Source organism: Streptomyces sp. NPDC051105 (genome assembly GCF_040682795.1).
Lineage (GTDB): Bacteria > Actinomycetota > Actinomycetes > Streptomycetales > Streptomycetaceae > Streptomyces.
This window is the reverse complement of the sequence record NZ_JBFBBR010000025.1, coordinates 1-23,283: the sequence shown is the minus strand read 5'-3', so window position 1 is coordinate 23,283 and position 23,283 is coordinate 1. Positions and strand designations below refer to the sequence as shown.

19 protein-coding genes and 2 pseudogenes are annotated in these 23,283 nt (G+C 70.8%); 8 read left to right on the top strand and 13 right to left on the bottom strand.

Going from position 1 to position 23,283, the window contains the following annotated elements; translation table 11 throughout:
• Window positions 1-153: 153 nt before the first annotated feature.
• The 7 genes from AB0N16_RS39020 to AB0N16_RS38990 form a co-directional block, all read right to left on the bottom strand.
• On the bottom strand, window positions 154-597 hold the full coding sequence (locus AB0N16_RS39020; RefSeq protein ID WP_365805341.1) for a hypothetical protein: 444 nt from the start codon (window positions 595-597) through the stop codon (window positions 154-156).
• Between the two features lie 128 nt (window positions 598-725).
• Entirely contained in the window at window positions 726-2,153 is a 1,428-nt protein-coding gene (locus AB0N16_RS39015; RefSeq protein WP_365805339.1) for an FAD-dependent oxidoreductase, read from the bottom strand.
• Window positions 2,154-2,178: 25 nt separating this feature from the next.
• A complete protein-coding gene (locus tag AB0N16_RS39010; protein WP_365805337.1) occupies window positions 2,179-2,979 on the bottom strand; it encodes an ABC transporter permease in 801 nt (266 codons plus the stop codon).
• Complete coding sequence (locus tag AB0N16_RS39005) at window positions 2,980-3,909, bottom strand: ABC transporter permease (RefSeq protein WP_365805335.1); 930 nt, start codon at window positions 3,907-3,909, stop codon at window positions 2,980-2,982.
• Complete coding sequence (locus tag AB0N16_RS39000; protein WP_365805333.1) at window positions 3,909-5,054, bottom strand: ABC transporter ATP-binding protein; 1,146 nt, start codon at window positions 5,052-5,054, stop codon at window positions 3,909-3,911. The genes AB0N16_RS39005 and AB0N16_RS39000 overlap by 1 nt, the downstream gene beginning before the upstream one ends.
• Before the next feature lie 7 nt (window positions 5,055-5,061).
• A complete protein-coding gene (locus tag AB0N16_RS38995; RefSeq protein WP_365805331.1) occupies window positions 5,062-6,297 on the bottom strand; it encodes a spermidine/putrescine ABC transporter substrate-binding protein in 1,236 nt (411 codons plus the stop codon).
• A 52-nt stretch (window positions 6,298-6,349) separates the two neighbouring features.
• Window positions 6,350-7,885, bottom strand: coding sequence for a gamma-aminobutyraldehyde dehydrogenase (locus AB0N16_RS38990; protein ID WP_365805329.1), 1,536 nt, complete (start codon window positions 7,883-7,885; stop codon window positions 6,350-6,352).
• 209 nt (window positions 7,886-8,094) lie between these two features.
• On the opposite strand from AB0N16_RS38990, the gene AB0N16_RS38985 reads away from it, so the two are divergent.
• Window positions 8,095-8,658 carry an NADAR family protein gene (locus tag AB0N16_RS38985; protein WP_365805327.1) on the top strand — a complete coding sequence of 188 codons (564 nt, stop codon included), beginning with the start codon at window positions 8,095-8,097 and terminating at the stop codon, window positions 8,656-8,658.
• A gap of 212 nt (window positions 8,659-8,870) precedes the next feature.
• Here the strand turns inward: AB0N16_RS38985 and AB0N16_RS38980 are convergent, their stop codons facing one another.
• Window positions 8,871-9,593, bottom strand: a complete 723-nt coding sequence (locus AB0N16_RS38980; RefSeq protein ID WP_365805325.1) for a DUF4190 domain-containing protein — start codon at window positions 9,591-9,593, stop codon at window positions 8,871-8,873.
• Window positions 9,594-9,630: 37 nt separating this feature from the next.
• On the opposite strand from AB0N16_RS38980, the pseudogene AB0N16_RS38975 reads away from it, so the two are divergent.
• Window positions 9,631-10,829 (top strand): annotated as a pseudogene (locus tag AB0N16_RS38975) (adenosine deaminase).
• 33 nt (window positions 10,830-10,862) lie between these two features.
• Window positions 10,863-11,555 carry a glycerophosphodiester phosphodiesterase gene (locus tag AB0N16_RS38970; RefSeq protein WP_365805323.1) on the top strand — a complete coding sequence of 231 codons (693 nt, stop codon included), beginning with the start codon at window positions 10,863-10,865 and terminating at the stop codon, window positions 11,553-11,555.
• 68 nt (window positions 11,556-11,623) lie between these two features.
• Here the strand turns inward: AB0N16_RS38970 and AB0N16_RS38965 are convergent, their stop codons facing one another.
• Window positions 11,624-13,300 (bottom strand): sigma-70 family RNA polymerase sigma factor, encoded by a 1,677-nt coding sequence (locus AB0N16_RS38965; protein ID WP_365805321.1) that lies wholly within the window; start codon window positions 13,298-13,300, stop codon window positions 11,624-11,626.
• A gap of 273 nt (window positions 13,301-13,573) precedes the next feature.
• On the opposite strand from AB0N16_RS38965, the gene AB0N16_RS38960 reads away from it, so the two are divergent.
• Window positions 13,574-14,743: a serine hydrolase domain-containing protein gene (locus AB0N16_RS38960; protein ID WP_365805319.1), complete on the top strand. Its 1,170-nt coding sequence runs from the start codon at window positions 13,574-13,576 to the stop codon at window positions 14,741-14,743.
• A gap of 103 nt (window positions 14,744-14,846) precedes the next feature.
• Complete coding sequence (locus tag AB0N16_RS38955; RefSeq protein WP_365805317.1) at window positions 14,847-15,569, top strand: response regulator transcription factor; 723 nt, start codon at window positions 14,847-14,849, stop codon at window positions 15,567-15,569.
• On the opposite strand, the gene AB0N16_RS38950 is transcribed toward AB0N16_RS38955, so the two are convergent.
• Both AB0N16_RS38950 and AB0N16_RS38945 read right to left on the bottom strand, forming a co-directional pair.
• A complete protein-coding gene (locus AB0N16_RS38950) occupies window positions 15,566-15,982 on the bottom strand; it encodes a nuclear transport factor 2 family protein (RefSeq protein ID WP_365805315.1) in 417 nt (138 codons plus the stop codon). The two genes, AB0N16_RS38955 and AB0N16_RS38950, sit on opposite strands and share 4 nt — an antisense overlap.
• A 523-nt stretch (window positions 15,983-16,505) precedes the next feature.
• The gene (locus AB0N16_RS38945) at window positions 16,506-17,606 is read right to left on the bottom strand and encodes an MBL fold metallo-hydrolase (RefSeq protein WP_365805313.1); all 1,101 of its coding nucleotides are present in this window, start codon (window positions 17,604-17,606) and stop codon (window positions 16,506-16,508) included.
• A gap of 281 nt (window positions 17,607-17,887) precedes the next feature.
• On the opposite strand from AB0N16_RS38945, the gene AB0N16_RS38940 reads away from it, so the two are divergent.
• The 3 genes from AB0N16_RS38940 (at window position 17,888) to AB0N16_RS38930 (ending at window position 21,506) form a co-directional block, all read left to right on the top strand.
• Window positions 17,888-18,364, top strand: coding sequence for a MarR family transcriptional regulator (locus AB0N16_RS38940; protein ID WP_365805311.1), 477 nt, complete (start codon window positions 17,888-17,890; stop codon window positions 18,362-18,364).
• 288 nt (window positions 18,365-18,652) lie between these two features.
• Entirely contained in the window at window positions 18,653-20,356 is a 1,704-nt protein-coding gene (locus AB0N16_RS38935; RefSeq protein WP_365805309.1) for an NAD-dependent malic enzyme, read from the top strand.
• A gap of 163 nt (window positions 20,357-20,519) precedes the next feature.
• Complete coding sequence (locus AB0N16_RS38930; protein ID WP_365805307.1) at window positions 20,520-21,506, top strand: LysR family transcriptional regulator; 987 nt, start codon at window positions 20,520-20,522, stop codon at window positions 21,504-21,506.
• 443 nt (window positions 21,507-21,949) lie between these two features.
• On the opposite strand, the gene AB0N16_RS38925 is transcribed toward AB0N16_RS38930, so the two are convergent.
• Complete coding sequence (locus AB0N16_RS38925) at window positions 21,950-22,969, bottom strand: Gfo/Idh/MocA family oxidoreductase (RefSeq protein WP_365805305.1); 1,020 nt, start codon at window positions 22,967-22,969, stop codon at window positions 21,950-21,952.
• 25 nt (window positions 22,970-22,994) lie between these two features.
• Window positions 22,995-23,283, bottom strand: a pseudogene (locus tag AB0N16_RS38920) (sugar ABC transporter ATP-binding protein); the annotation flags it as partial.

The following is a 23,283-nucleotide window of genomic DNA, read 5'->3' as shown; positions in this document are numbered from 1 at the left end:
GGGGGAATTGGAGGAGGTGCAGCGGCGCTCAACTTGGTCCAGACCAATCCACTTGTCAAGACCTACGGCACAGCGCCCCGTAGGGGCGCGGGGAACTGCGCGACCAGCCACAACGCAGCCGCAGCCGACGGCCGCCCCTGCCACGCACGGCGCCTAGCCATCGGCCAGGCCGGCGGCAGCCTCGTGCATGGCCAGCTCGAGCAGCGCCGGATCCGTCAGCGTCCCCGACCCGTCCGGCGCCACCAGCCACCGCACCCCCTGGGTCGACCGGCCGGGATACGGCACGACGATCCAGGTGCCGGCGCCCGCCGTGCGGATCCCGGTGCCGAGCCACCGGGCGGCCGTGCCGGGCGGCACGAAAAAGCCCACCCGGTCGTCCCCGAAGTCGACCAGGACGGGCCCTGGTTGGCCGAGGACGCGGGTGAGCACGTCGAGGGTGGGGTAGCCGAGCTCGCCCGGCAGGATCAGTACGTCCCAGGCCTTGCCGGCGGGCAGCAGCGCGACCCCGAGGGGGTTGCGCTCCCATTCCCAGCGGCACGCCTCGGGGTCAGGTGCGACGGATGCCAGCCATTCGACCGCCGTCTTCGCCCCAGTCATCAGAAGACCTCCCAGTCCCGCCTCGTCGACGCGGGCGTCGCGTCACGGAGAGAGAGGGAGGTCTTCCAGGGGCATTACGCAGGTTTGCCCACCCTGTTGGAGTGAGCTGGATCACGCACCCGAACGAGTCAGCTGTCGAAGCCCAGCCCCATCCGGTCCATCGCCCTGAGCCACAGGTTGCGGCGGCCTCCGTGGGCGTCGGCGCGGGCCAGCGACCACTTGGTGAGAGCGATGCCCGTCCAGGCGAACGGCTCGGGCGGGAACGGCAGCGGCTTCTTGCGGACCATCTCCAGGCGGGTGCGCTCGGTCTCCTCGCCGGCCAGCAGGTCCAGCATCACGTCGGCACCGAACCGGGTCGCGCCGACGCCGAGGCCGGTGTACCCGGCCGCGTAGGCCACCCGCCCCTGGTGGGCGGTGCCGAAGAACGCCGAGAAGCGGGAGCAGGTGTCGATCGCGCCGCCCCACGCGTGCGTGAAGCGGACGCCCTCCAGCTGCGGGAAGCAGGTGAAGAAGTGACCGGCGAGCTTGGCGTAGGTCTCCGGACGGTCGTCGTACTCGGCGCGTACCCGGCCGCCGTAGTGGTGGATGGCGTCGTAGCCGCCCCAGAGGATCCGGTTGTCGGCCGACAGGCGGAAGTAGTGGAACTGGTTGGCCGAGTCGCCGAGGCCCTGCCGGTTCTTCCAGCCGATCGCGCCGAGCTGCTCGGCGGTGAGCGGCTCGGTCATCAGGGCGTAGTCGTAGACCGGGACGGTGTAGGCGCGGACCCGCTTGACCAGGTTCGGGAAGATGTTGGTGCCGAGGGCGACCCGCCGGGCGCGCACCGAGCCGTATGGGGTGCGTACGGCCATGCCGGCGCCGTACGGCTTCAGTTCGAGGGCGGGCGTGTGCTCGTACACCCGGACACCGAGGGCGAGGCAGGCCTGCTTGAGGCCCCAGGCGAGCTTGGCCGGGTTGACCATGGCCACGCCCCGGCGGTCCCACAGGCCGGCCTCGAAGGTGGGCGAGTTCACCTGCTCGCGCACCGCGTCGGCGTCGAGGACCTCGATGCCGTCCGCGAGGCCCTTCCGCTCCAGCTCCTGGTGCCAGTCGCGCAGTTCCCAGGCCTGGTAGGGCTCGGTGGCCACGTCGATCTCGCCGGTGCGCTCGAACTCGCAGTCGATGCCGTGCCGGGCGACGGCGGCCTCGATCTCGTCGAGGTTGCGCCGGCCCAGCTCCTCCAGGCGGTGGATCTCGCCGGGCCAGCGGGCGAGCCCGTTGGGCAGCCCGTGGGTGAGGGAGGCGGCGCAGAAGCCGCCGTTGCGGCCGGAGGCGGCCCAGCCCACCTCGCGGCCTTCCAGCAGGACCACCTCGCGCTTGGGGTCGCGCTCCTTGGCGTTGAGCGCGGTCCACAGTCCGCTGTACCCGCCGCCGACGACCAGCAGGTCGCAGGTGTCGGCGCCGGTGAGCGCGGGCTCGGGGTGGGGCTTGCCGGGGTCTTCGAGCCAGTACGGAACCGGCTGTGCTTCGGAAAGAGACTTGGTCCAATCTGCCTGACGGCTCATGGCGCTTGGGGCCATGATTTTCAACTCCCTACAGAGTTCTTTACGCCTTTTGCCTGTTACGGCGGTTGGTGATGAGCATGGCTACCAGGACGAGCAATACGGCGACCAGGAACATGGCCGTACCGATGACATTGATCTGGACGGGCGTGCCGCGCTGGGCCGAACCCCAGACGAACATGGGGAAGGTGACGGTGGAGCCGGCGTTGAAATTGGTGATGATGAAATCGTCGAAGGAGAGCGCGAAGGACAGCAGCGCACCCGCCGCGATTCCGGGGGCCGCGATGGGGAGGGTGACCCGGACGAACGTCTGCACCGGTCCGGCGTAGAGGTCCCGGGCCGCCTCCTCCAGGCGCGGGTCCATCGACATCACGCGCGCCTTGACCGCGGTGACGACGAAGCTGAGGCAGAACATGATGTGGGCGATCAGGATCGTGTAGAAGCCGAGCTGGGCACCCATGTTCAGGAAGAGGGTGAGCAGCGAGGCCGCCATGACGACCTCGGGCATCGCCATCGGCAGGAAGATCAGCGAGTTCACGGCGCCGCGGGCCCGGAACCGGTAGCGGACCAGCGCGAAGGCGATCATCGTGCCGAGGAGCGTGGCGCCGATGGTCGCCCAGACGGCGATCTGCAGGCTGATGGAGAGCGAGCCGCACATGTCCGCGACTCCGCACGGCTGCTTCCACGCGTCGAGCGAGAACTGCTGCCACTCGTAGTTGAAGCGCCCCTTCGGTTTGTTGAAGGAGAACACCGTGACGATGATGTTCGGAAGCAGCAGATATCCGAGGGTGAGCAGTCCCGCGATGACGACGAGACGCTTCTTGAACCAGTTGACGAAGGGCATTTAGACCAGATCCTCCGTCCCGGACCGGCGAATGTAGATCGTGACCATGAACAGGATCGCGGCCATGAGAATGAAGGAGAGCGCGGCCGCCGTCGGATAGTCGAGAATCCGCAGGAACTGCGTCTGGATCACGTTTCCGATCATGCGGGTGTCGGTCGAGCCGAGGAGTTCGGCGTTGACGTAGTCACCGGCCGCCGGGATGAAGGTCAGCAGGGTGCCGGAGACCACGCCCGGCATCGACAGCGGGAAGGTGACCTTCCGGAAGGTCGTCCAGGGCTTGGCGTACAGGTCGCCGGCCGCCTCGTGCAGCCGTCCGTCGATCCGCTCCAGCGAGGTGTAGAGCGGCAGGATCATGAACGGCAGGAAGTTGTACGTCAGTCCGCACACCACCGCGAGCGGGGTGGCCAGGACGCGGTCGCCGGCCGTCCAGCCGAGGAAGTCGGTGAGGTCCAGGATGTGCAGCGAGTTCAGTACGTGCACGACCGGGCCGTTGTCGGCGAGGATCGTCTTCCAGGCCAGGGTGCGGATCAGGAAGCTGGTGAAGAACGGCGCGATCACCAGGATCATGATGAGGTTCCGCCAGCGGCCGGCCCGGAAGGCGATCAGGTACGCCAGCGGGTAGCCGAGCAGCAGGCAGAGCACGGTCGCCCCGGCCGCGTAGAAGACGGACCGCAGGAACTGCGGCCAGTACTCGCTCAGCGCGTTCCAGTAGGTCGCGAAGTGCCAGGTGACCTTGTAGCCCTCCTCCAGCGAACCCGTCTGGACGGAGGTGGAGGCCTGGTAGACCATCGGCAGCGCGAAGAAGACGACCAGCCAGAGCAGGCCGGGCAGCAGCAGCCAGTACGGCGTGAACCGGCCCCGCTTGCGCGGGGGCTTCGCCGTGGGTTCGGCGGGCGCCAGGGGCGGCGGCGCCTCGGAGAGCGTGGCCATCAGGCGGCTTCCTCCTCGGTACCGGCGTCGATGTCCTGCGCGGCGTCGAGACCGAAGGTGTGCGCCGGGCTCCAGTGCAGGACGACGTCGGCGCCCGGGACGAGCCGGCCGTCGCGGTCGACGTTCTGCACGTACACCGCGAACTCGGGGCACACCGCGCTGTCGATGACGTACTGCGTGGAGACGCCGATGAAACTGGCGTCGGCGATCTTGCCGGTGATCCGGTTGCGTCCCTCGGGGATCGAGCCGGCGTCGTCGGCGTGCGTGAGGGAGATCTTCTCGGGCCGGATGCCGACGAGCACCTTGCCGCCCGCCCTGGTCGGCGCCGAACATCGCGCCTCGGGCAGGACCAGCTTGCCGCCGCCCGCCTTGAGGATGATGTCGTCCCCGCTCTTCGTGTCGACCTCGGCCTCGATGAGATTGGACGTCCCGAGGAAGTTGGCGACGAAGGTCGTGTTGGGGTTCTCGTACAGATCGGTGGGCGAGCCGAGTTGCTCCACCCGTCCCGCGTTCATCACGGCGACCGTGTCGGCCATGGTCATGGCCTCCTCCTGGTCGTGCGTGACATGGACGAAGGTGATGCCGACCTCGGTCTGGATCCGCTTGAGCTCCAACTGCATCTGGCGGCGCAGCTTGAGGTCGAGGGCGCCGAGCGGCTCGTCGAGGAGGAGCACCTTGGGGTGGTTGATGAGCGCGCGGGCCACCGCGACCCGCTGCTGCTGGCCGCCGGAGAGCTGGTGCGGCTTCTTGCGCGCCTGCTCGCCGAGCTGGACGAGGTCGAGCATGTCCTCGACCTGCTTCTTCACGCTCTTGATGCCGCGCCGGCGCAGGCCGAAGGCGACGTTCTCGAAGATGTCGAGGTGCGGGAAGAGGGCGTAGGACTGGAAGACCGTGTTCACCGGCCGCTTGTACGGCGGCAGATGGGTCACGTCCTGGTCGCCGAGGTGCACGGTGCCGCTGGTCGGCTCCTCGAGCCCCGCGATCATGCGCAGGGTGGTGGTCTTGCCGCACCCGGAGGCACCGAGCAGGGCGAAGAAGGAACCCTGGGGCACGGTCAGGTCCATCGGTTTCACGGCGGTGAAGCCGTTGTCGTAGGTCTTGCCGATGCCGGTGAGGCGGACGTCGCCGCTGCTGTCTGTCGTCATGGTGTCGTCACGCCCCTGTGAGCTTCGCGAACTTCTGCTGGTATGCCGTCTCTTCCTTCGAGCTCAGCGAGCGGAAGGCATGGGACCTGGCCTGCATGGCCTTGTCGGGAACGATCAGCGGGTTGTCCGCCGCCGACTTGTCGATCTTGGCGAGGTAGGGCTTCACGTCCGCGACCGGGCTGACGTAGTTGATGTAGGCCGCGAGTTCGGCGGCCGGCCCGGGCTCGTAGTAGTAGTCGATGAGCCGCTCGGCGTTCGTCTTGTGGCGCGCCTTGTTGGGGATCAGCATGTTGTCGGTCGACGTCATGTAGCCGCTGTCCGGGATGACGTAGGAGACGTCCGGGTTGTCGGACTGGAGCTGCACGATGTCACCGGCCCAGGCCACACAGGCCGCCAGGTCGCCCTTGCTGAGGTCGGAGGTGTAGTCGTTGCCGGTGAAGCGGCGGATCTGACCGTTGTCGACGGCCTTCTGCAGCCGGGCGATCACCGCGTCGTAGTCGTCGTCGGTGAACGTCGCCGGGTCCTTGCCCATGTCGAGCATGGTCATGCCGACGGTGTCGCGCATCTCGGTCAGCAGGCCGACCCGGCCCTTGAGCGCGGGGTTGTCGAGCAGGTCGGATACCGACTTCACCTCGACGCCGTCCAGGGCCTTCTTGTTGAAGGCGACGACGGTCGAGATGCCCTGCCAGGGGTACGAGTAGGCCCGGCCCGGGTCCCAGTCGGGGCTGCGGAACTGGTCCGACAGGTTGGCGAAGGCATGCGGCAGGTTGGACGCGTCCAGTTTCTGGACGTAGCCGAGCCGGATCATGCGGGCGGCCAGCCAGTCGGTGAGGACGATCAGGTCCCGGTCGGTGTCCTGGCCCGCGGCGAGCTGTGGCTGGATCTTGCCGAAGAACTCGTCGTTGTCGTTGATGTCCTCGGTGTACTTCACGGTGATGCCGGTCCGCTTGCGGAACGCGTCCAGCGTCGGGCGGTGCTTCCCGCTGTCGTCCACGTCGATGTACTCGGGCCAGTTGGAGAAGTTGACGACCTTCTCCTTCGCCGAGTGGTCGTCTGCGGAGACGCCGCCCTGGGACTTGCCGGCCGCGGGGATACCGCAGGCGCTCAGCGCCCCTACGCCGCCCACCGCGAGCGCACCGCCCAGGAACGACCGGCGGGCCAGGGCGGCCCGGCCGGTGCGGAGACTGCGCCGCATGGCGGCCACTTCGACCGGCGTCGGACGGTCGGGCTCGTACTGCCTCATGCGCTTGATGCCCTTTCGGGAAGAGGGCCGGGATGAGCGGCCGCGGGAGTGACTATCGGTCCCCGAAGATCGTGCGGTGCCAGTCCTTCCGAGCTACCGCCGTGTTGTCGAACATTACGTGCTTGACCTGGGTGTACTCCTCGAACGAGTACGCCGACATGTCCTTGCCGAAGCCGGACGCCTTGTAGCCGCCGTGCGGCATCTCGCTGATGATCGGAATGTGGTCGTTGACCCACACACACCCCGCCTTGATCTCGCGGGTGGCGCGATTCGCCCGGTAGACGCTGCTGCTCCACGCGGAGGCGGCCAGACCGTACGGGGTGTCGTTGGCCAGCCGGATGCCCTCATCATCACTGTCGAACGGCAGAACGACCAGCACCGGCCCGAAGATCTCGGACTGGACGATCTCACTGTCCTGCGGGGCGTCGGCGATCAGCGTGGGCCGGTAGTACGCACCGCTCTTCAGCTCGTCCTGCGGCGGCTCGCCGCCGGTCACCACGCGCGCGTAGCCGCGCGCCCGCTCGACGAAACCGGCGACCCGGTCCCGCTGGGCGTGCGAGATCAGCGGCCCGAGGTCGGTACCGGGGGCGAACGGGTCGCCCAGCCGCACGGTCTCCATCAGGGCGGCCGTCTGCTCGACGAAGGCCTCGTAGAGCGGCCGCTGCACGTACGCGCGCGTGGCGGCGGTGCAGTCCTGCCCGGTGTTGATGAGCGCCCCCGCGACGGCCCCGTTGACGGCCGCCTCCAGATCGGCGTCGTCGAACACGACGAACGGTGCCTTGCCGCCGAGCTCCAGGTGGAGCCGCTTCACGGTCGCCGTGGCGACCTCCGCCACCCGCTTTCCGACACCGGTGGAGCCGGTGAAGGAGGTCATGGCGACGTCGGGGTGCCCGACGAGATGTTCACCGGCCACCTTCCCGGTCCCGGTGACGATGTTGATGACACCGTCGGGGATGCCGGCGAGGGTGGCCGCCTCGGCGAAGAGCAGCGAGGTCAGCGGGGTCAGCTCGGCCGGCTTGAGCACGATGGTGTTGCCGGCCGCGATCGCCGGAAGGATCTTCCAGGCGGCCATCTGGAGCGGGTAGTTCCAGGGCGCGATCGACCCGACGACACCGATGGGCTCGCGGCGGATGTACGACGTGTGGTCACCGGAGTACTCACCGGCCGCCTGCCCCTGCAGATGCCGGGCGGCCCCCGCGAAGAACGCGGTGTTGTCGATGGTCCCCGGCACGTCGAACTCACGCGTCAGCTTGAGCGGCTTGCCGCACTGGAGGGACTCGGCGCGGGCGAATTCCTCCGCGCGGTCGGCGAGCACGGCGGCGAACCGGTGCAGCGCGTCCGACCGGTCGCCGGGGGTCGCCCCGGCCCACCCGTCGAAGGCGTCCCGGGCGGCGGCCACGGCCCGGTCGACGTCCTCCGTCCCGGCCAGCTCGTACGTGTACACGTCCGCGCCGGTGGCCGGGTCGACGACGGCGTGCGTACGGCCTGACGTGCCCTTGCTGAACCGTCCCGCGATGTACTGCGCGCCGCCCGCGAGCCGCTCCTGCGCGGGGAAGGTCTCCGGGGTGGCGGTGCCCGGGTTGTCCATGTCGCTTCTCCTCCGCCGTCACCCCGTCCCGAGAGGCGGGTGGCGTAGCTCCAGCTCGATTTGACTGCCGATCCTGACAGAGCAGAGGGAGTCCAACAAGTGATTCCGTTGTTGCCTTTTGGTTACGCGACGGAATCTGTCGACCAGGTGTCGAGTCGGGGCGGAAAAGGCGGGACGGAGTGTCAGTGGTGCCTGCCAGACTGGCGTGCATGGCGAAGATCGATTCTGCGGAAGCCCTGATCAGGGCCGTCCGGGCGGGGGCCGGAATCAAGTACCTGCACTTCTGGGGACACCGGCCGAGGCCGGACGGACAGCTGTCGGCGAGCTGCCTGAGCCAGTGGTGGCCGTCACGCTTCGTGGTCGACGGTGTGGAGTACGCGACCGCCGAGCACTGGATGATGGCAGGAAAGGCCCGGCTGTTCGGGGACGCGGAGGCGGAGCGTCGGGTCGTGGCGGCCGGACATCCCGCCGAGGCGAAGAAGGCGGGCCGACTGGTCCGGAACTTCGACGAGGCGATATGGCAGCGGGAGCGCTTCGGCATCGTGACGCGCGGCAGCGTGCACAGGTTCGGGGCCGACCCAGCCCTGCGTGAGTACCTGCTCGGCACCGGCGACCGGGTCCTGGTGGAGGCGAGCCCGGTGGACCGGGTATGGGGAATCGGCTTGGCGGCGACGGACGACGCGGCGGAGGATCCCTCCCGGTGGAGGGGGCTGAACCTGCTGGGATTCGCGCTGATGGAGGCACGGGAGAGGTTGCGGGCGGCGGGGGTGTAGGCAGGGACGGGAGCGGCGCACCGCCGAAGGGCGACGCTTCTGTCTGGCGGGGACCGGTCCCACCCGAAGGAGCAGGAGACCGAGCGCTTCCAGCCGACGGGGACCGGTCCGGCCTGAAGGGGCGCGGGGCTGTATCCGATGAGCGGCTCCGCCGCGTGGGCGCGACCAGCCCCCGCCCACCCGCACCCGACCACTCGCCCCCCGCCGCCCCCCTACCGCGTGCTCGCCACCACGAGCAGCACGATGAACCCGACGGCGAGGAGAAGCCCCGCCGACCCGCAGATGATCCCCGCCAGCGCCTGCCCCCCGTTCGTGGCCTCCCCCCGCCCGACCCGGGCCCGCCCGATCGAACCGAAGACGATGGCCAGCACCCCCATCACCAGCGCGACCGGCCACGCGCAGAACCCGACCACGCTGATGATCCCGGTGACGAGACTCGCCGTGCCCAGCCCGTTGTTGGGCATCGGCTGCATACCGGGCCAGCCGCCGTATCCCCCGGGCCCGCCCGGGTACGGCGGGAACGGCTGCCCGGGGTAGCCGTAGCCCGGGCCGGGAGCCGGTGCGCCCGGGTAGCCGTAGGGCACCTGACCGGGGCCCTCCGGAGCCATCGGCGGCGGTGGCACGGCCGCACTCTGCGGATACGGCGGCGCAGGCGGGGCATAGGGACTCGGCGGCGGGTACGCGCCCGGCGGGCCCGGCGCCGCGAAGGGGTTCACCGGCGCGGCCGGAGCCGCGTCCGACGGCGCCGCGAAGGGGTTCGCCCAGCCCTGCGGCGTCGCCCCGTCCTGCGCCCCGGGCATCGCCGCGACCGTCCGCTGGTCATGGACCGAGGGCGGTACCGAGGGCGGCACCGACGGCTCCGCCCCGGTCCACTCCCCCTCCCCGGCCGTCTTGTCCAGCCGTATCTTCGGAGCCTCCGGCGCCTCGTCAGCCATCTCGCGATGTCCCCTCTCCCGCACGCGTGCCGCCGTCATGCTAAGGCCCGTCCACCTCGAACGCCGGTCCGGCCTACGATGGCCCCGGATCACCGATCAGCCGATCACCGCGCAAGGGGCCAGCTCAGGGCCGTACCACCGCCGAAGGCGGCCCCGCGCCGTTCCGGGGAGGAACCCTTGACCGACCGCCACACCGAACCCGCCCTCCGTGATGTGCACGCCTTCATCGCCGGGCTGCCCAAGGCCGAACTGCACGTCCACCACGTCGGCTCCGCCTCCCCCCGGATCGTGTCGGAACTGGCCGCCCGGCACCCCGACTCCAAGGTGCCCAGCGACCCCGAGGCCCTGGCCGACTACTTCACGTTCACGGACTTCGCCCACTTCATCGAGGTCTATCTCTCGGTGGTCGACCTCATCCGCACGCCAGAGGACGTCCGGCTGCTCACCTACGAGGTGGCCCGCGAGCTGGCCCGCCAGCAGGTGCGCTACGCCGAGCTGACCATCACCCCCTTCTCCTCCACCCGGCGCGGGATCGACGAACGGGCCTTCATGGACGCGATCGAGGACGCGCGGAAGGCGGCGGAGGCCGAGTTCGGGACGGTGCTGCGCTGGTGCTTCGACATCCCCGGCGAGGCGGGCCTGGAGGCCGCCGAGGAGACGGTACGGCTCGCGACCGACGACCGGCTCCGCCCGGAGGGCCTGGTCTCCTTCGGTCTCGGCGGCCCCGAGATCGGCGTGCCCCGGCCGCAGTTCAAGCCGTACTTCGACCGGGCCGTCGCGGCCGGCCTGCACTCCGTCCCGCACGCCGGTGAGACCACGGGACCCGGCACGGTCTGGGACGCCCTCGTCGAACTGCACGCCGAGCGCATCGGCCACGGCACCAGCTCCGCACAGGACCCGAAGCTCCTCGCGCACCTCGCCGAGCACCGCGTCGCCCTGGAGGTGTGCCCGACCTCCAACATCGCCACGCGCGCGGTCCGCACCCTCGAAGAGCACCCGATCAAGGCCTTCGTGGACGCGGGCGTGCTGGTCACGGTCAACTCCGACGACCCGCCGATGTTCGGCACCGACCTGAACAACGAGTACGCGGTCGCCGCCCGCCTGCTCGGCCTCGACGAGCGCGGCGTCGCCGACCTCGCCAAGAACGCGGTGGAGGCGTCCTTCCTGGACCAGGCGGGCAAGGCGTCGATCTCGGCCGAGATCGACGCGTACACGAAGGCGTGGCTCGCCCCCTGAAAATCCCCTGCGGAGCCCTGAGAACATGGGCTCATGCAGACCGTGACCGCCGTGGCCCACCGCGGCGACCCCTACCGCTTCCGCGAGAACACGTCGGACTCCCTGCGTTCCGCGCTCCAACAGGGCGCGGACGCGGTGGAGATCGACGTACGGCTGACGCGTGACGGCGTCCCCGTCCTCCTGCACGACGAGTCCCTGAACCGGCTCTGGGAGGTCGACCGCCCGCTGAGCGCACTGTCGGCGGACGAGGTGCGCGGCCTCACGGCGGGCGGCGTGCCGACCCTCGCCGAGGCGCTGGCGGCGGTGGACGACCGCCGGGTGATGATCGACCTGCCCGGCGGCCCCAGCGAGCGGGCGGTGGCCCGGATCGTGGCCGTGGCCCGGGAGTGCGGTGCGACGGAGCGCGTCTACTACACGGGAGACGCGGCGGCGATGCTGGCGGTACGGGCGGCGGACGCGGCGGCGGAGATCGCCCTGACCCGCAAGACCCTGGCGCCCGCGCGCCCGGCGCTCCTGGACGTGATCCGCCCCCGCTACCTCAACTACCGCTTCACCCTGCTCGACCACGCCCTGACCGAGCACGTCCACCGCAGCGGCTACCTGGTCTCGTGCTGGACCCCGGACACCCGCCGCTCGATGCGCCGCCTGCTGGCCATGGGCGTCGACTCGGTCACGACGAACAGGGTGGATCTTCTCCACACCGTGCGCGAGGGCGCGCCCCTCTAGGGCGCGGGGCCGTCGTATCGCATCCGCGACCACCGCCGTGTGGGCGCGATCCCTCCACCGGACCCGCGCTAGACCTGGGACCGTTGGGGCACCGTCGCCGGGTCGCTCGGCGTCCCCCGTGTCACATACTGCGGAACCGGCGCCGAGTCCTTCCCGTCGTCGCGGACCAGCCCGTACCGGATGGCCCCGTCCGGCGGCCCGTACAGCACGTCCTTCTCCACCGCGTCCCAGGTCGACGGGAAGACGCTCACCCCGTAGTCCGCCCCCCGCTCGTTCACCGTGAACGTCACGCTGCCGTCGACGTAGAAGTACTCGTTCTGCCACATCTGCTGGGTGCCGGCCGGCAGGACGGCGTAGCCGGTGGCCGAGCTGCCCATGCCGGTGGCGGAGGCGTCGGTGCTGCTGACGCGGTCGTCCATCCGGCGGCCGCCGCCCGACGCCACGTGGAAGAGCCTGCCCTTCAGGCCGGTCCAGCTCGGCATGACGAGGCTGCCGGCCCGGGACAGCGGGGCGATCTGCCAGCGGAGGAGGACATAGCCCCGGCCGGTGAGCGTCACGTTGTCCCCGCGATGGTTCAGGACGGCGTGCGCCCCGCCCGTGCTGGTGATCCCCGTCTCCGGCCGGTGCGGGAGCGTGCCGGGTGTGCGGTCCGGGTCCGGCGCCTGGTCGACCGCGTCGACGACCGAGCCGTACAGAGCGGCGCTCGCCGACGGGGACGGTGACGGCGGGGCGGAGGACGAGGCCGACGGGGACGGCGTGGTCGCCGGGGTCGGCGCCGGTGACCCGGTGACCGCCGCCGTGGGCGCGGTGGCCGTGTGCGGTGCCTGGTGATGCGGGGTCTGTACGACGACGTACGCACCGCCCGCCACCATCGTCGCCCCCGCCGTGACCGCCACCGCGGGCTTGGTCAGCGCGCCCAGCACCTTCGCCGACCAGCCGACGGAGGTCGCCGCGGCCGCGGTCTTGCCGCCGAGCGCCAGCGACAGCGTGAACCCGACCGGCACCGGTACCAGCGCGATCCCTACCAGCAGCCGTTCCGCCGGTACGACGGAGTCGCGGGGGTCGCCGCAGTAGCCGCAGCCCCGGATGTGCCGGGCCAGCCGCTTGCGCCAGACGGAGTCGGGGTGCCCGTCCCAGCGGGCGGTCAGCTCGCGCAGCTCGGGGCAGGCGCCGTCCAGCGCGCGCACGATGCCGCGCGAGATCTCCAGTCGTTCCTTCATCCGCTGCACGCGGACGGCGGCGTGCTGCCGGCTGATGCCGACGGCCGCCGCAAGTTCGCGCCGGGTGAGTTCGCCGGAGACCTCCAGCCACCACAGCGACACCAGCTGCCGGTCCTCGGCGTCCAGCCAGCGCACCGCCTCCGCGACCTCCCGCCGCTGCCCCTCCAACTGAAGTCGCAGGACGGTGAGTTCGGCGAAGTCTGCGGTGCCGTCCGGGACGCCCTCGTCCAGTTTCCGCTCCTGCCTGCGGCGCGCCCGGTCGCGTATCTGCCGCATGGCGATGGCCACCAGCCAGGACCGGAAGCTGTCCGGGTCGCGGAGGCTGCCGAGGTGGTCGACGGCGCGCAGCATGGTCTCCTGAACGACGTCGTCGACGTCGGCGTGGCCGTTGAGGGCGCGACCGACCACGTTGTAGACCAGGGGCAGCCAGCCCGCGACCAGTTCGTCCAGCGCCCGCCGGTCGCCCGCCTGCGCGGCCGCGATGGTGGCACGCCACTGCCGGGACACCTGCACGTCCGTCCTCATGACCGCACCTTCTCAGCCGGGGCGGTGACCTTGGCAATGTCGGGGATCACAGTGTGGAGACGGAGTACGGATTCCGGGATAACACTTTTTCCACCCCGACCTCCGCACCGCCCGCACCCCTACGGGCTATCCCCCTTAACTCCCCTACTTTCAAGGGGAGTTGATAAGGGGCGACTCAGGGGCGTACGCCCTCCTCGGCGACGATCCGGTGGCCGCCGTATCCCCGGAGGATGACCGGGTCCCTTCACCCATCGCCTCCCCTGGAGCTCACGCATGCGTGTCCGCACCCGGAGTACCGCCCTCGCCGCCTCCCTCGTCCTGGCCCTCACGGCCGGACCGCTGGTGGCGCCCGCCCTCGCCGCACCCGCCTCCGCGCTCGCCGTCACCGCCCCCTCCACCGCCGGCCCGGACGCCGACGCCCTGCGCGCCGCGATCGCCGGGCTGCCCGACGGGGACGCCACCGCCGCGCTGGTCCGGGTGGGCGGCACCGACGGCGCCTGGCGCGGCAGCGCGGGCGTGCACGACCTGACGAGCGGCAGCGCGGCGGACCCGGAGGGCCGCTTCCGGGCCGGTTCGACGACGAAGGTCGTGACGGCGGCCGCCGTACTGAAACTGGCCGCACAAGGGAGGATCGACCTCGACCGCCCCGTCCAGCACTACCTCCCCGGCCTCTTCACCCGCGCCTTCCGGCCCATCACCGTCCGGCAGTTGCTGAACCACACCAGCGGTATCCAGGCGGGCGACGGCTGGGGCGACTCCTTCGCGGCGCAGTACGCGCACCGCTTCGACACCCTCACCCCGGAGCAGGTGGTGCGGTCGGCGGTGGCGAAGGGGCCGGAGTTCCGGCCGGGCAGGAAGCAGGACTACCTCAACATCAACTACACCGTGCTCGGGCTGCTGGTCGAGAAGGTGACCGGGCGGTCGTACGCCTCCGTGGCCACTCGGCTCGTGCTGCGCCCCGCCGGGATGCGGGACACCTACTTCCCCGGCACCGACCCGCGCATCCTCGGCCCGCACAACCACGGCTACCAGAAGGTGACGGAGGCCGACGGGACGACGTCGTTGGTGGACGTCACCGACTGGAACCAGGCGGACCGGTTCGCGGCCGGCGACATGATCTCCACGACCGCCGACCTGGAACGGCTGCTGACCTCGCTCTTCCGCGGGCGGATCGTGCCGCCGGGACCGTGGCTGGAGGAGATGTTCACGGTCCCGGCGCACATCGAAGGAGCCACCTACAGCGCCGGGTTGCAGCGCTTCGAGTACGACGGCCGGGTGTACTGGCTCAAGTCGGGCTCCCGGTACGGCTACAGCGCGGTGCTCGCCGGGACCCGGGACCTGAGCCGGACCCTCGTCTACTCGGTCGGCTCGACCGACGCCAAGGGTGAGGACATGAACCCGGTGGCGAAGCGGATCGTGATGGCCGCGCTCGAGCAGGGGTGAACACGGCCGAGGGCGGAACGCCGTGAGCAGGCCCACTCTCCCAGGCGGCGGATCCAGGGGTAGCATGTGAACGAAACAGTTTCGTTCACGGAACGGACCTCGCATGGAGAAGACAGGCACGGTCTCCGTACTCGTCGTCAACGACCAATCCCTCCAGCGCCTCGCCCTGCGCTTGCTCCTCACCGCCGAGCCCGGCCTGACGGTCGCCGGGGAGGCGACGGACGGGGACGGGGCGATCCGTGCGAGCGCCGCGCTCCGCCCCGACGTCGTCCTCATGGACAGCCGGATGTCCGGGGCGGCCGGCATCGAGACCATCCGGCACCTCACCCACCCCGCCCCCCGGGTGAATCGCGCCCCCGGATTCCCAGCCGCCGCCGAGGAGGCCCACGCCCCCCGGGTCCTGGTGCTGACCGCGGCCGGACAGGAGGCGGAGGCCTGGGCCGCCCTGCGCGCGGGCGCCGGCGGCTTCCTGCTCGACGACGCCGACCCGGCCGAACTGACCGCGGCCATCCGGGTGGTCGCCGCCGGGGACACCGTCATCACGCCCGGTCTGACCCGCGCGCTCATCGACGCCGTCCGCGAGCAGCACACCGTCCACCCCCTCCCCCGCACCGCCGGGCTCCGCACCCTCACCGAGCGCGAGCGCGACGTCCTGGTCGCCGTGGCCTCCGGCTGGTCCAACGCCGAGATCGCGCAGTGGCTGTCCATCGCCCCGACCACCGTGAAGACCCACGTCAGCAACGTGCTCGCGAAGATCGGCGCCCGCGCCCGCGTGCAGGCGGTGGCCTTCGCCTACGAGTCGGGACTGATCCGGCCGGCGGCCTAGAAGCTATCGCCACCGAGGGCCTTGAGGAACGCGAGCGGGTTCCAGTACTCGCGGTACTTGACGATCTTGCCGTCCTTGAACGTCACGAACGTCGCGTAACTCATGTCGTACGGGTTCCCGTTGGCCAGGACCCGGCCGGTGACGCTCCAGTCGGCGATGGCCGTGTCCGGGTCGTCGGTCCCGCGGATGGCCGCCGACGTGATCTGCTGCACGTCGATGAGGTCGGGGTAGCCGCGCAGGTACTCGTAGACGGCGGTCCGGCCCTCCAGCCGGGTGGGGCTGCCCTCGGGGGCGAAGGGGAACTCGACGACGACGTTCTCGTCGCACAGGTCCGCCCACGCCTTCATGTCCTTGGCGAGGAAGGTGTCGAGGCTGCGCCGCACCAGGTCGGCGGCGGAGAGGTTCTCGCTCATGGTTCGTTTCCCATCGTGATACGGAGTGGGCCACGCATTAATGTGGCTAGCCACATACTTACTTGGCTAGCCACATAAGTCAAGGGTTCCGCGTTTCACGTGAAGAGGCCACCGCCGTCCACGGTCAGGCCCCGGCCCCGCCCACGACGACGGCGACCCTGGGTGCGGTGGATTCCTCAGGCATCACGTGCTCCTTCTCGCAGCGCTGGCTCGCAGTGCTGGCTCGTAGTGCTGGCTCGCAGTGCTGGCTCGTAGTGCTGTCTCGCATGACGTGCCGTGGCGACGTGCCGTAGTGCCGCGTCGTGGCGTGCCGTAGCGCCGTGGCGTGGCGTGCCGTGGTGCCGTGTCGTGGCGATGGCCTGCCGGTGGCGGTTCGCCGGGACGCCGCCCGGCCGCCGCCCTCCGCGCATGCGTCGGTGCGGTACGTCGACGGCTGCCCCATGCCCCCTACGTACCGCACCGACCGTCTTGTTTGCGGCTATATTTGCTCGCGTAAGCAATCACATACTGCCGCGAAAATCCGTCAGTCGTGAATGGCGCTGCCCAGACCGAGGTCCAGCCGCAGGGACTCCACCAGCGAGAAGGCGCTGCTCTCGGTGAAGACGTCGGCGGCCGCGAGCGTGCCGGTGTACTTGGCCGCGACCGGGGCCGCCGCCTGCCGGCAGACCTCGTCGAGCCAGGTCTTCACGACGGCCCAGATGTTGTTCCCGTACTTCGCCGCGTAGACCCCGTAGTCCACGGTCCCGAGCGCCTGCTTGAGCGACGCGGTCAGGTCGTCGAGGTACTGCTGGTGCACCGTGACGTCGGCACGCCTGCCGAGCCGCCCCATGTGACCGGCGATGTGGTACTTCCACGGGTACGACAGCGCCTTGGCCGGAGCGGCGAGGTAACCCTGGATGTCCTCGCTGAAGTTGAGCGCGCCGAACGGGGCCCAGCCCGGAATGCTGATGTCGACCAGCATCAGGGCGTCGTGGTGCGGGAACCGGATGTAGATGTTGTCCGGCGAGTGGTTGCTGCCGTGGTGCGCGAGTTCCACCCGCTCGCCGCCGACGTGCAGGGTGTAGCGGTCGGCGAACGTCATCTCGGGCGCGGGCTTGTTGGGGTCGTTGTCGCGCCGCAGCAGCCTGCGGTTCTCCTCGTGCCCGATCCGGACCACGTCACGGCCGAAGAGCCCGGACGCGCCGACGTGGTCGGAGTGGTGGTGCGAGTGGACGATGTGGGTGACCTTGTTGCTGGTGCCGTTGGCGGCGGCGATCTCGTCGACGGCACGCTGGAGGTTGTGGCCGATGGTGGGCGGTGCGTCGAAGAGGACCACGCCCTCGCGAGTGGTGAGGAAGGCGGCCTGGTAGTCGCCGTCGGTCACCCAGTAGAGGTTGTCCTTCACCCGGCCGACGTAGTAGCCCTGGCTGTTCACCGCCGGGCCGAGGGATCCCGCGGGCACCGGCGCGTAGTCCGGCAGACCGGCGCCGGAGGACCCGGCGGCCGGGGTGCGGGGGGTGGCCGCCGAGGCCGCCGTCGCGGTGCCCCCGGCGACCAGGGCCGCGGCCGCCGGCACGGCGGTGGCCGCGGCGACCCTGGCGAGGAACGAACGGCGGTCGGTTCCGGATTCGGAGCTGGATGACATGTCGATTCCCTTCGGAACGGTTCCAGGAGGGACAGGGGCGATCCGCCCCCGCGACTCCCGCCCGGCGCAACGGGCTCACCGTAACGCCAATTAGCTTGCGCACGCAAGCAACGTGTCCCTCGCTCCGGAGGGGCGCCTGACGTCCGACGCCCCTCGGGGCCCGCCGGGGAACCAGCCGTCAACATCCGCTGCGACTAAGGTATTCCCGGCCCCGGAAGCACCAGAGAGCACCGGGTTCCCACCCCCCTATCGCCCGTATCGCCCGCCAGACGAGGAGCGCCATGCCAGCCGCGAAGCCCGACCCGGTGATGCCTCGGCCCAGCCTCGTCGAGCGCGCCCCGGTCAGCTTCGGGCTCTTCGCGCTCTCCCGCGAGCTGCACGGTTACGGTGCCGAACTCCTCCTGAAGCTCGGCCTGCACCCCGGCCAGGAACTGATCCTCATGCGGCTCTTCGACCGGGACGGCCAGACCCAGGCCGAGTTGCAGCAGGCGGTCGGGCTCGACCACTCCACGGTCTCGCGGTCCATCCGCCGCATGGAGGACGCGGGCCTGGTCGCCCGGGCCCGCGCCGAGCACGACCGCCGGGCCTTCGTCGTCTCGCTCGCCGAGGGCGGAGAGGCGCTCCGCGAGCCGCTCGCCGACCTCTGGACCACCCTTGACCGGCTCGCCACCGACACCCTGCGCCGGCTGGAGGGCGCCGACTTCCTCACCACGGTCGCGGAGCTGGAGCGCGCCTACGCCACCGCCCGCCGCGGCTGACCCACGCCCCCAGACCCCACCTCACCACCGCGGGGCCTCCCCACCGACGGCGGGCACCGCCACGCCCCCGCCGAACGCCGAGGTGACTCGGCATGCATGCACCAAACTCATGGACCACTCCCGTTCTAGGCATTGGACGCATGTATATCCGGCTGCCAGGCTTCCGGGGGTGAGCGCACTCCCCGGAGTCACGAGACCCTTCGAGGCCTCCTGGAGCGCCTCGAAGCGACCCGGACGCGCTCCGGCAGCACTCTGGAAACAACGCGGACAACGGACAAGGAGCCGATCATGGGGACCCAGTGGAACGCCGACGAGGGGCACATCGAGACGACCGCCCGTGGCCGTGCCGTGCTCTCCCACCCCCGCCTCAACCGGGGCACCGCCTTCACCCCGGAGGAACGGGAGTCGCTGGGTCTGGTGGGTCTGGTGCCGCCCGCGGTGCTGACCCTGGAGCAGCAGGCCGAGCGGGCGTACCAGCAGTACGCGGCCCAGCCGACCGATCTGGCCAAGAACGTCAACCTCACCGCGCTGCACGACCGCAACCAGGTGCTCTTCTACCGACTGCTCGGCGACCACCTCGACGAGATGCTGCCCATCGTCTACACCCCCACCGTCGGCAAGGCGATCCAGCGCTACAGCAACGAGTACCGGCGCCCGGCCGGCGTGTACCTGTCGGTGCACGCCCCGGAGGAGATCGAGGGCGCGCTGACCGCCGCCGGTCTGGGCCCGGACGACGTCGACCTGATCGTCGCCACGGACGGCGAGGCGATCCTCGGCATCGGCGACTGGGGGGTGGGCGGCATCGACATCTCGGTGGGCAAGCTCGCCGTCTACACCGCCGCCGCCGGCATCGACCCGAACCGCACCCTGGCGGTCATGCTGGACGTCGGCACCAACCGCCAGGAGCTCCTGGACAACCCGCTCTACCTCGGCAACCGGCACCCGCGCGTGGACCGGGAGACGTACGACGCCTTCATCGACGCCTACGTCACCACCGCCCGCCGGCTCTTCCCGAACGCCCTGCTCCACTGGGAGGACTTCGGTCCCGCCAACGCCCGCCGGATCCTTGAGCGTTACCGCCCGACCGAGTTCACCTTCAACGACGACGTCCAGGGCACCGGCGCCGTCAACCTCGCCGCCGTGCTCTCCGGGGTGAAGGCCAGCGGGATCGCGCTGCGCGACCACCGCGCGGTGATCTTCGGCGCGGGCACCGCCGGCATCGGCATCGCCGACCAGCTGCGCGACGCCATGGTCGCCGACGGGCTGACCGTCGAGGAGGCCACCGCCCGCATTTTCGGCGTGGACCGCTACGGCCTGCTCACCGAGGACCAGGAGGGGCTGCGCGACTTCCAGGTCCGCTACGCCCGCCCCGCCGCCGAGGTCGCCGACTGGCGCCGGGACGGGAAGGTCGGGGGCATCGCACTGACCGAGGTCGTCGAGCGGGTACGGCCCACGGTCCTGATCGGCACCTCCGGCCAGGGCGGCTCCTTCACCGAGGACATCGTCCGTACGATGGCCGCCCACGCCGACCGTCCGATCATCCTGCCGATGTCCAACCCGACCGACCTGGCCGAGGCGGTCCCCGCCGACCTGCTGGCCTGGACGGACGGCCGCGCCCTGATCGCCACCGGCAGCCCGTTCCGCCCGGTCGAGCAGGACGGGGTCCGGTACGAGATCGGGCAGGCCAACAACGCGCTGATCTTCCCGGGCCTCGGTCTCGGCGCGATCGTCTCCCGGGCCACCCGGGTCACCGACGGCATGCTGGCCGCCGCCGCGCACGCCGTCGCCGGCCAGACCGACGCCACCGGGGCCGGCGCGCCGATCCTGCCCCTCACCGACCAGCTGCGCGAGACGTCGGTGGCCGTGGCCGTCGCGGTGGCCCGCGCGGCTGCCGCCGACGGGGTGGCCCGCACGACGGTGGACGACTCCATCGAGGACCGGGTGAAGGCGGCGGTATGGCAGCCGGTGTACCCGCCGATCAAGGCCGTCTGAACCGCCGGGGTGGTGGAACACAGAGGGACGGGGAGACGGGGACATCCGGAGCCGGGGAGCCGGGGACGCGGCGAGCCGGGACTCCGTGCGGCGGCCGAGGAAACCCCGGCCATGCCCCCACGACCTGGATACGTCCCGTCCGATGCGGCGGGAGAATAGGACCATGGATCTCCAGGTACTGCGCTCCTTCCAGGCCGTGGCCGAGGGCGTGACCGTCACCGAGGCCGCGGCCGCCGCGCACATCACCCAGCCCGCCCTCTCCCGGGCCCTGAACCGACTGGAGAGCGAGATCGGCGCGGAGCTCTTCCAACGGGTCGGACGGGTCCTGCAACTCACCCCGGCCGGGCGGGTGTTCAAGGAGTACGTCGACACCGTGCTGGACAGCTACGACCGGGGGCGGCGGGCCGTGGCCGAGGTCGTCGACCCCGACAGGGGCGTGGTCTCGCTGGCCTTTCTGCACACCCTGGGCACCTGGCTCGTACCCAGACTGGTCACCGGTTTCCGGCAGCACTTCGCCGCCGTCCGCTTCGAACTGCACCAGGCCGACGAGAACGGTCTCACCCAGCACCTCCTGGACTCCACCGCGGACCTGATCATCACCGGCAAGGACCCCGGCCACCCGCTGATCACCTGGCGGCGGCTCCTGGTCGAGCCCCTCTGGCTGGCCGTCCCCGCCCGTCACCGGCTCGCGCAGCGCCGACGGGTGCGGCTGGCCGAGGTTGCCGACGAGCAGTTCATCGTGCTCAAAGCCGGCTACGGCCTGCGCAGCGTCACCGAGACCCTGTGCCGCCAGGCCGGGTTCAGCCCCCTCGTCGGCTTTGAGGGCGAGGAGGTGGAGACGCTGCGCGGGCTGGTCGCGTCCGGTCTGGGCGTCTCCCTCATCCCGGCCGCACCGGCCGCCACCGCGGCGGCTACGGAGGCGGACCCGGACCTCCCCATCCGCTACCTCAGGCTCACCGACGTCCGGGCCGTCCGGGACATCGGCGTCGCCCGCCTGGCCTCCCGCACCCTGCCCCCGGCCGCCCGGCGCTTCATCGACCACGCCCTGAACACGACGGCCGGGACGGGAGAGCCCACGGCACCGACGAGCAAGTCGCCCTCTACGTCCGCCCCATGGTCGAGGGCCGCTATGCCCCCACGACACCCCTGAGCACCGCACCACGCCGGGCGATGTGACACAACACGGTGTGTGAGCCGCTCGGCCGACTTCGACCAGGACTACCCGGTCGAACACCCCCGGCGAGGCCCGGCCGATGAACCAGCCCACGGACCGGCCCGCCAGGAGTGTCCGGACCCTGCCCTCTTCCGCCGCCCCGCGGCACCGCACGCCCGTTCCCTCACTTCCGCTCAGCGGTCTGGAGATCCCGGGCGGCCTCGGTGGCGGAGTAGGAGGAGGCGAAGGTGAACGCACGGGCCGACGGTCCGTGCGCGCGCAGATCCGCCAGTCGCTCTTTCCCCGACGGTCGCGTGCTGTCGGGCGGCCGGATTCCCCGTCTGCCGCGTACGGCGCCTCGCGCCCCGGCGTGACGCAGCGGGAGGGGACGGGAGGGGGCGGTACCGGTCCGGTACCGCCCCCTCCCGCAGTGTGTACGCCTACCGGTACAGGGCCGGGCGTTCCACCAACTCCACCTCCACGCGCCGTCCCTCCCGCTGGGACAGCACACCCGCCTCGCACACGGCCGCGGCGGCGTAACCGTCCCAGCTGCCGGGGCCGGTGACCTCCCCGCGACGGGTGGCGTCGACCCAGGCCTGGACCTCGCGGTCGTAGGCATCCTGGAAACGCTCGATGTAGTCCGGTGTGACACGTCCGCCCCAGCGGCCGTCGGCACTCACCCGCGGTCCGTGCTCGTCGCCGATGCGTACGGTGCCGTGTTCGCACACCGCCTCGGCGCGTACCTCGTAGCCGTAGCCGCAGTGCCCGAAGATCTCGACGTCGACGAGCGCGCCCGACCCGGTTTCGAAGAGGACGAACTGAGGGTCGCTCATACCGGCGGGCGCCTGTGCCGACGGTGCCGGTTTGTGCATGGTGACCGCGGTGATCTCCTGGTCGAGGAGCCAGCGTGTCACGTCCATCTCGTGCACGACCGAGTCGTTGATGAGCATCTCCTCGGTGAACCAGTTGGGCATGGCCGGGTTGCGGTGCTGTTGGTGCAGCATCAGCGTCCTGCCCAACTCCCCTTCGTCGAGGAGCTTCTTGAGCCTCAGGTACTCCGCGTCGTACCGGCGCATGAAGCCCACCTGGACGCGCCGGTGCCCGAGCCTCTGTTCGGCCTCCATCACGCGCAGGGCGGAGGCCGCGTCAGGGGTGAGCGGCTTCTCGCACAGCACCGGCAGGTCCCGGCGCAGGGCTTCGAGCAGAGCCGCCTCGTGGGCGGGCCCCGGTGAGGCGATGAGGACCGCGTCCACGTCCTGGGCCGCCATGGCGACCGCGGGTTCGGTGTACGCCGTGCAGTCCTCCGCCGCGTCGGCCAGCGACTTGGCCCGTTCCGCGTCGATGTCGACGACGGCCGTCACGCGTGCCCCGCTGATGACGTGCCGGAGTCTGCGCACATGGTCCGCGCCCATCTTGCCGGTGCCGACGACAGCAACGCGCAGCGCTCGCTGAGATGACATGTTCCGGTGTCTCCCGTCGTCGTGGTCAGTCGGTGCGGGGTTCGCCGACCCGAAGTACGTCCGCTGCGGGGAGCCCCTCGGTGTCGACTCCGCGGACCTGGGACAACTCGTGCTTGAGGGCGGCGAGTTCGGTGCCGCCCGCCATGTGGTTGGTCAGCTCTTCGAGGTCGATCTCGTCACGGGCGGCGGACAGCTCCATGGTGCCCAGGCGCAGTACGCTGAAGTGGTCGCCGACCATGTAGGCGTGGTGGGGGTTGTGGGTGATGAAGATGACGCCGAGGCCGCGTTCGCGGGCGGCGGCGATGTATTTGAGG

Bases quoted from the DNA above. Each gene is read 5' to 3' on its own strand.
- AB0N16_RS38965 (WP_365805321.1), bottom strand. From the start codon at position 13,300: ATGAGGACGGACGTGCAGGTGTCCCGGCAGTGGCGTGCCACCATCGCG.
- AB0N16_RS38930 (WP_365805307.1), top strand. From the start codon at position 20,520: ATGGATCTCCAGGTACTGCGCTCCTTCCAGGCCGTGGCCGAGGGCGTG.
- AB0N16_RS38995 (WP_365805331.1), bottom strand. From the start codon at position 6,297: ATGAGGCAGTACGAGCCCGACCGTCCGACGCCGGTCGAAGTGGCCGCC.
- AB0N16_RS38980 (WP_365805325.1), bottom strand. From the start codon at position 9,593: ATGGCTGACGAGGCGCCGGAGGCTCCGAAGATACGGCTGGACAAGACG.
- AB0N16_RS39005 (WP_365805335.1), bottom strand. From the start codon at position 3,909: ATGGCCACGCTCTCCGAGGCGCCGCCGCCCCTGGCGCCCGCCGAACCC.
- AB0N16_RS38925 (WP_365805305.1), bottom strand. From the start codon at position 22,969: ATGTCATCTCAGCGAGCGCTGCGCGTTGCTGTCGTCGGCACCGGCAAG.
- AB0N16_RS38950 (WP_365805315.1), bottom strand. From the start codon at position 15,982: ATGAGCGAGAACCTCTCCGCCGCCGACCTGGTGCGGCGCAGCCTCGAC.
- AB0N16_RS39015 (WP_365805339.1), bottom strand. From the start codon at position 2,153: ATGGCCCCAAGCGCCATGAGCCGTCAGGCAGATTGGACCAAGTCTCTT.
- AB0N16_RS39020 (WP_365805341.1), bottom strand. From the start codon at position 597: ATGACTGGGGCGAAGACGGCGGTCGAATGGCTGGCATCCGTCGCACCT.
- AB0N16_RS38970 (WP_365805323.1), top strand. From the start codon at position 10,863: ATGCAGACCGTGACCGCCGTGGCCCACCGCGGCGACCCCTACCGCTTC.
- AB0N16_RS38955 (WP_365805317.1), top strand. From the start codon at position 14,847: ATGGAGAAGACAGGCACGGTCTCCGTACTCGTCGTCAACGACCAATCC.
- AB0N16_RS38985 (WP_365805327.1), top strand. From the start codon at position 8,095: ATGGCGAAGATCGATTCTGCGGAAGCCCTGATCAGGGCCGTCCGGGCG.
- AB0N16_RS39010 (WP_365805337.1), bottom strand. From the start codon at position 2,979: ATGCCCTTCGTCAACTGGTTCAAGAAGCGTCTCGTCGTCATCGCGGGA.
- AB0N16_RS38935 (WP_365805309.1), top strand. From the start codon at position 18,653: ATGGGGACCCAGTGGAACGCCGACGAGGGGCACATCGAGACGACCGCC.
- AB0N16_RS38945 (WP_365805313.1), bottom strand. From the start codon at position 17,606: ATGTCATCCAGCTCCGAATCCGGAACCGACCGCCGTTCGTTCCTCGCC.
- AB0N16_RS38990 (WP_365805329.1), bottom strand. From the start codon at position 7,885: ATGGACAACCCGGGCACCGCCACCCCGGAGACCTTCCCCGCGCAGGAG.
- AB0N16_RS39000 (WP_365805333.1), bottom strand. From the start codon at position 5,054: ATGACGACAGACAGCAGCGGCGACGTCCGCCTCACCGGCATCGGCAAG.
- AB0N16_RS38960 (WP_365805319.1), top strand. From the start codon at position 13,574: ATGCGTGTCCGCACCCGGAGTACCGCCCTCGCCGCCTCCCTCGTCCTG.
- AB0N16_RS38940 (WP_365805311.1), top strand. From the start codon at position 17,888: ATGCCAGCCGCGAAGCCCGACCCGGTGATGCCTCGGCCCAGCCTCGTC.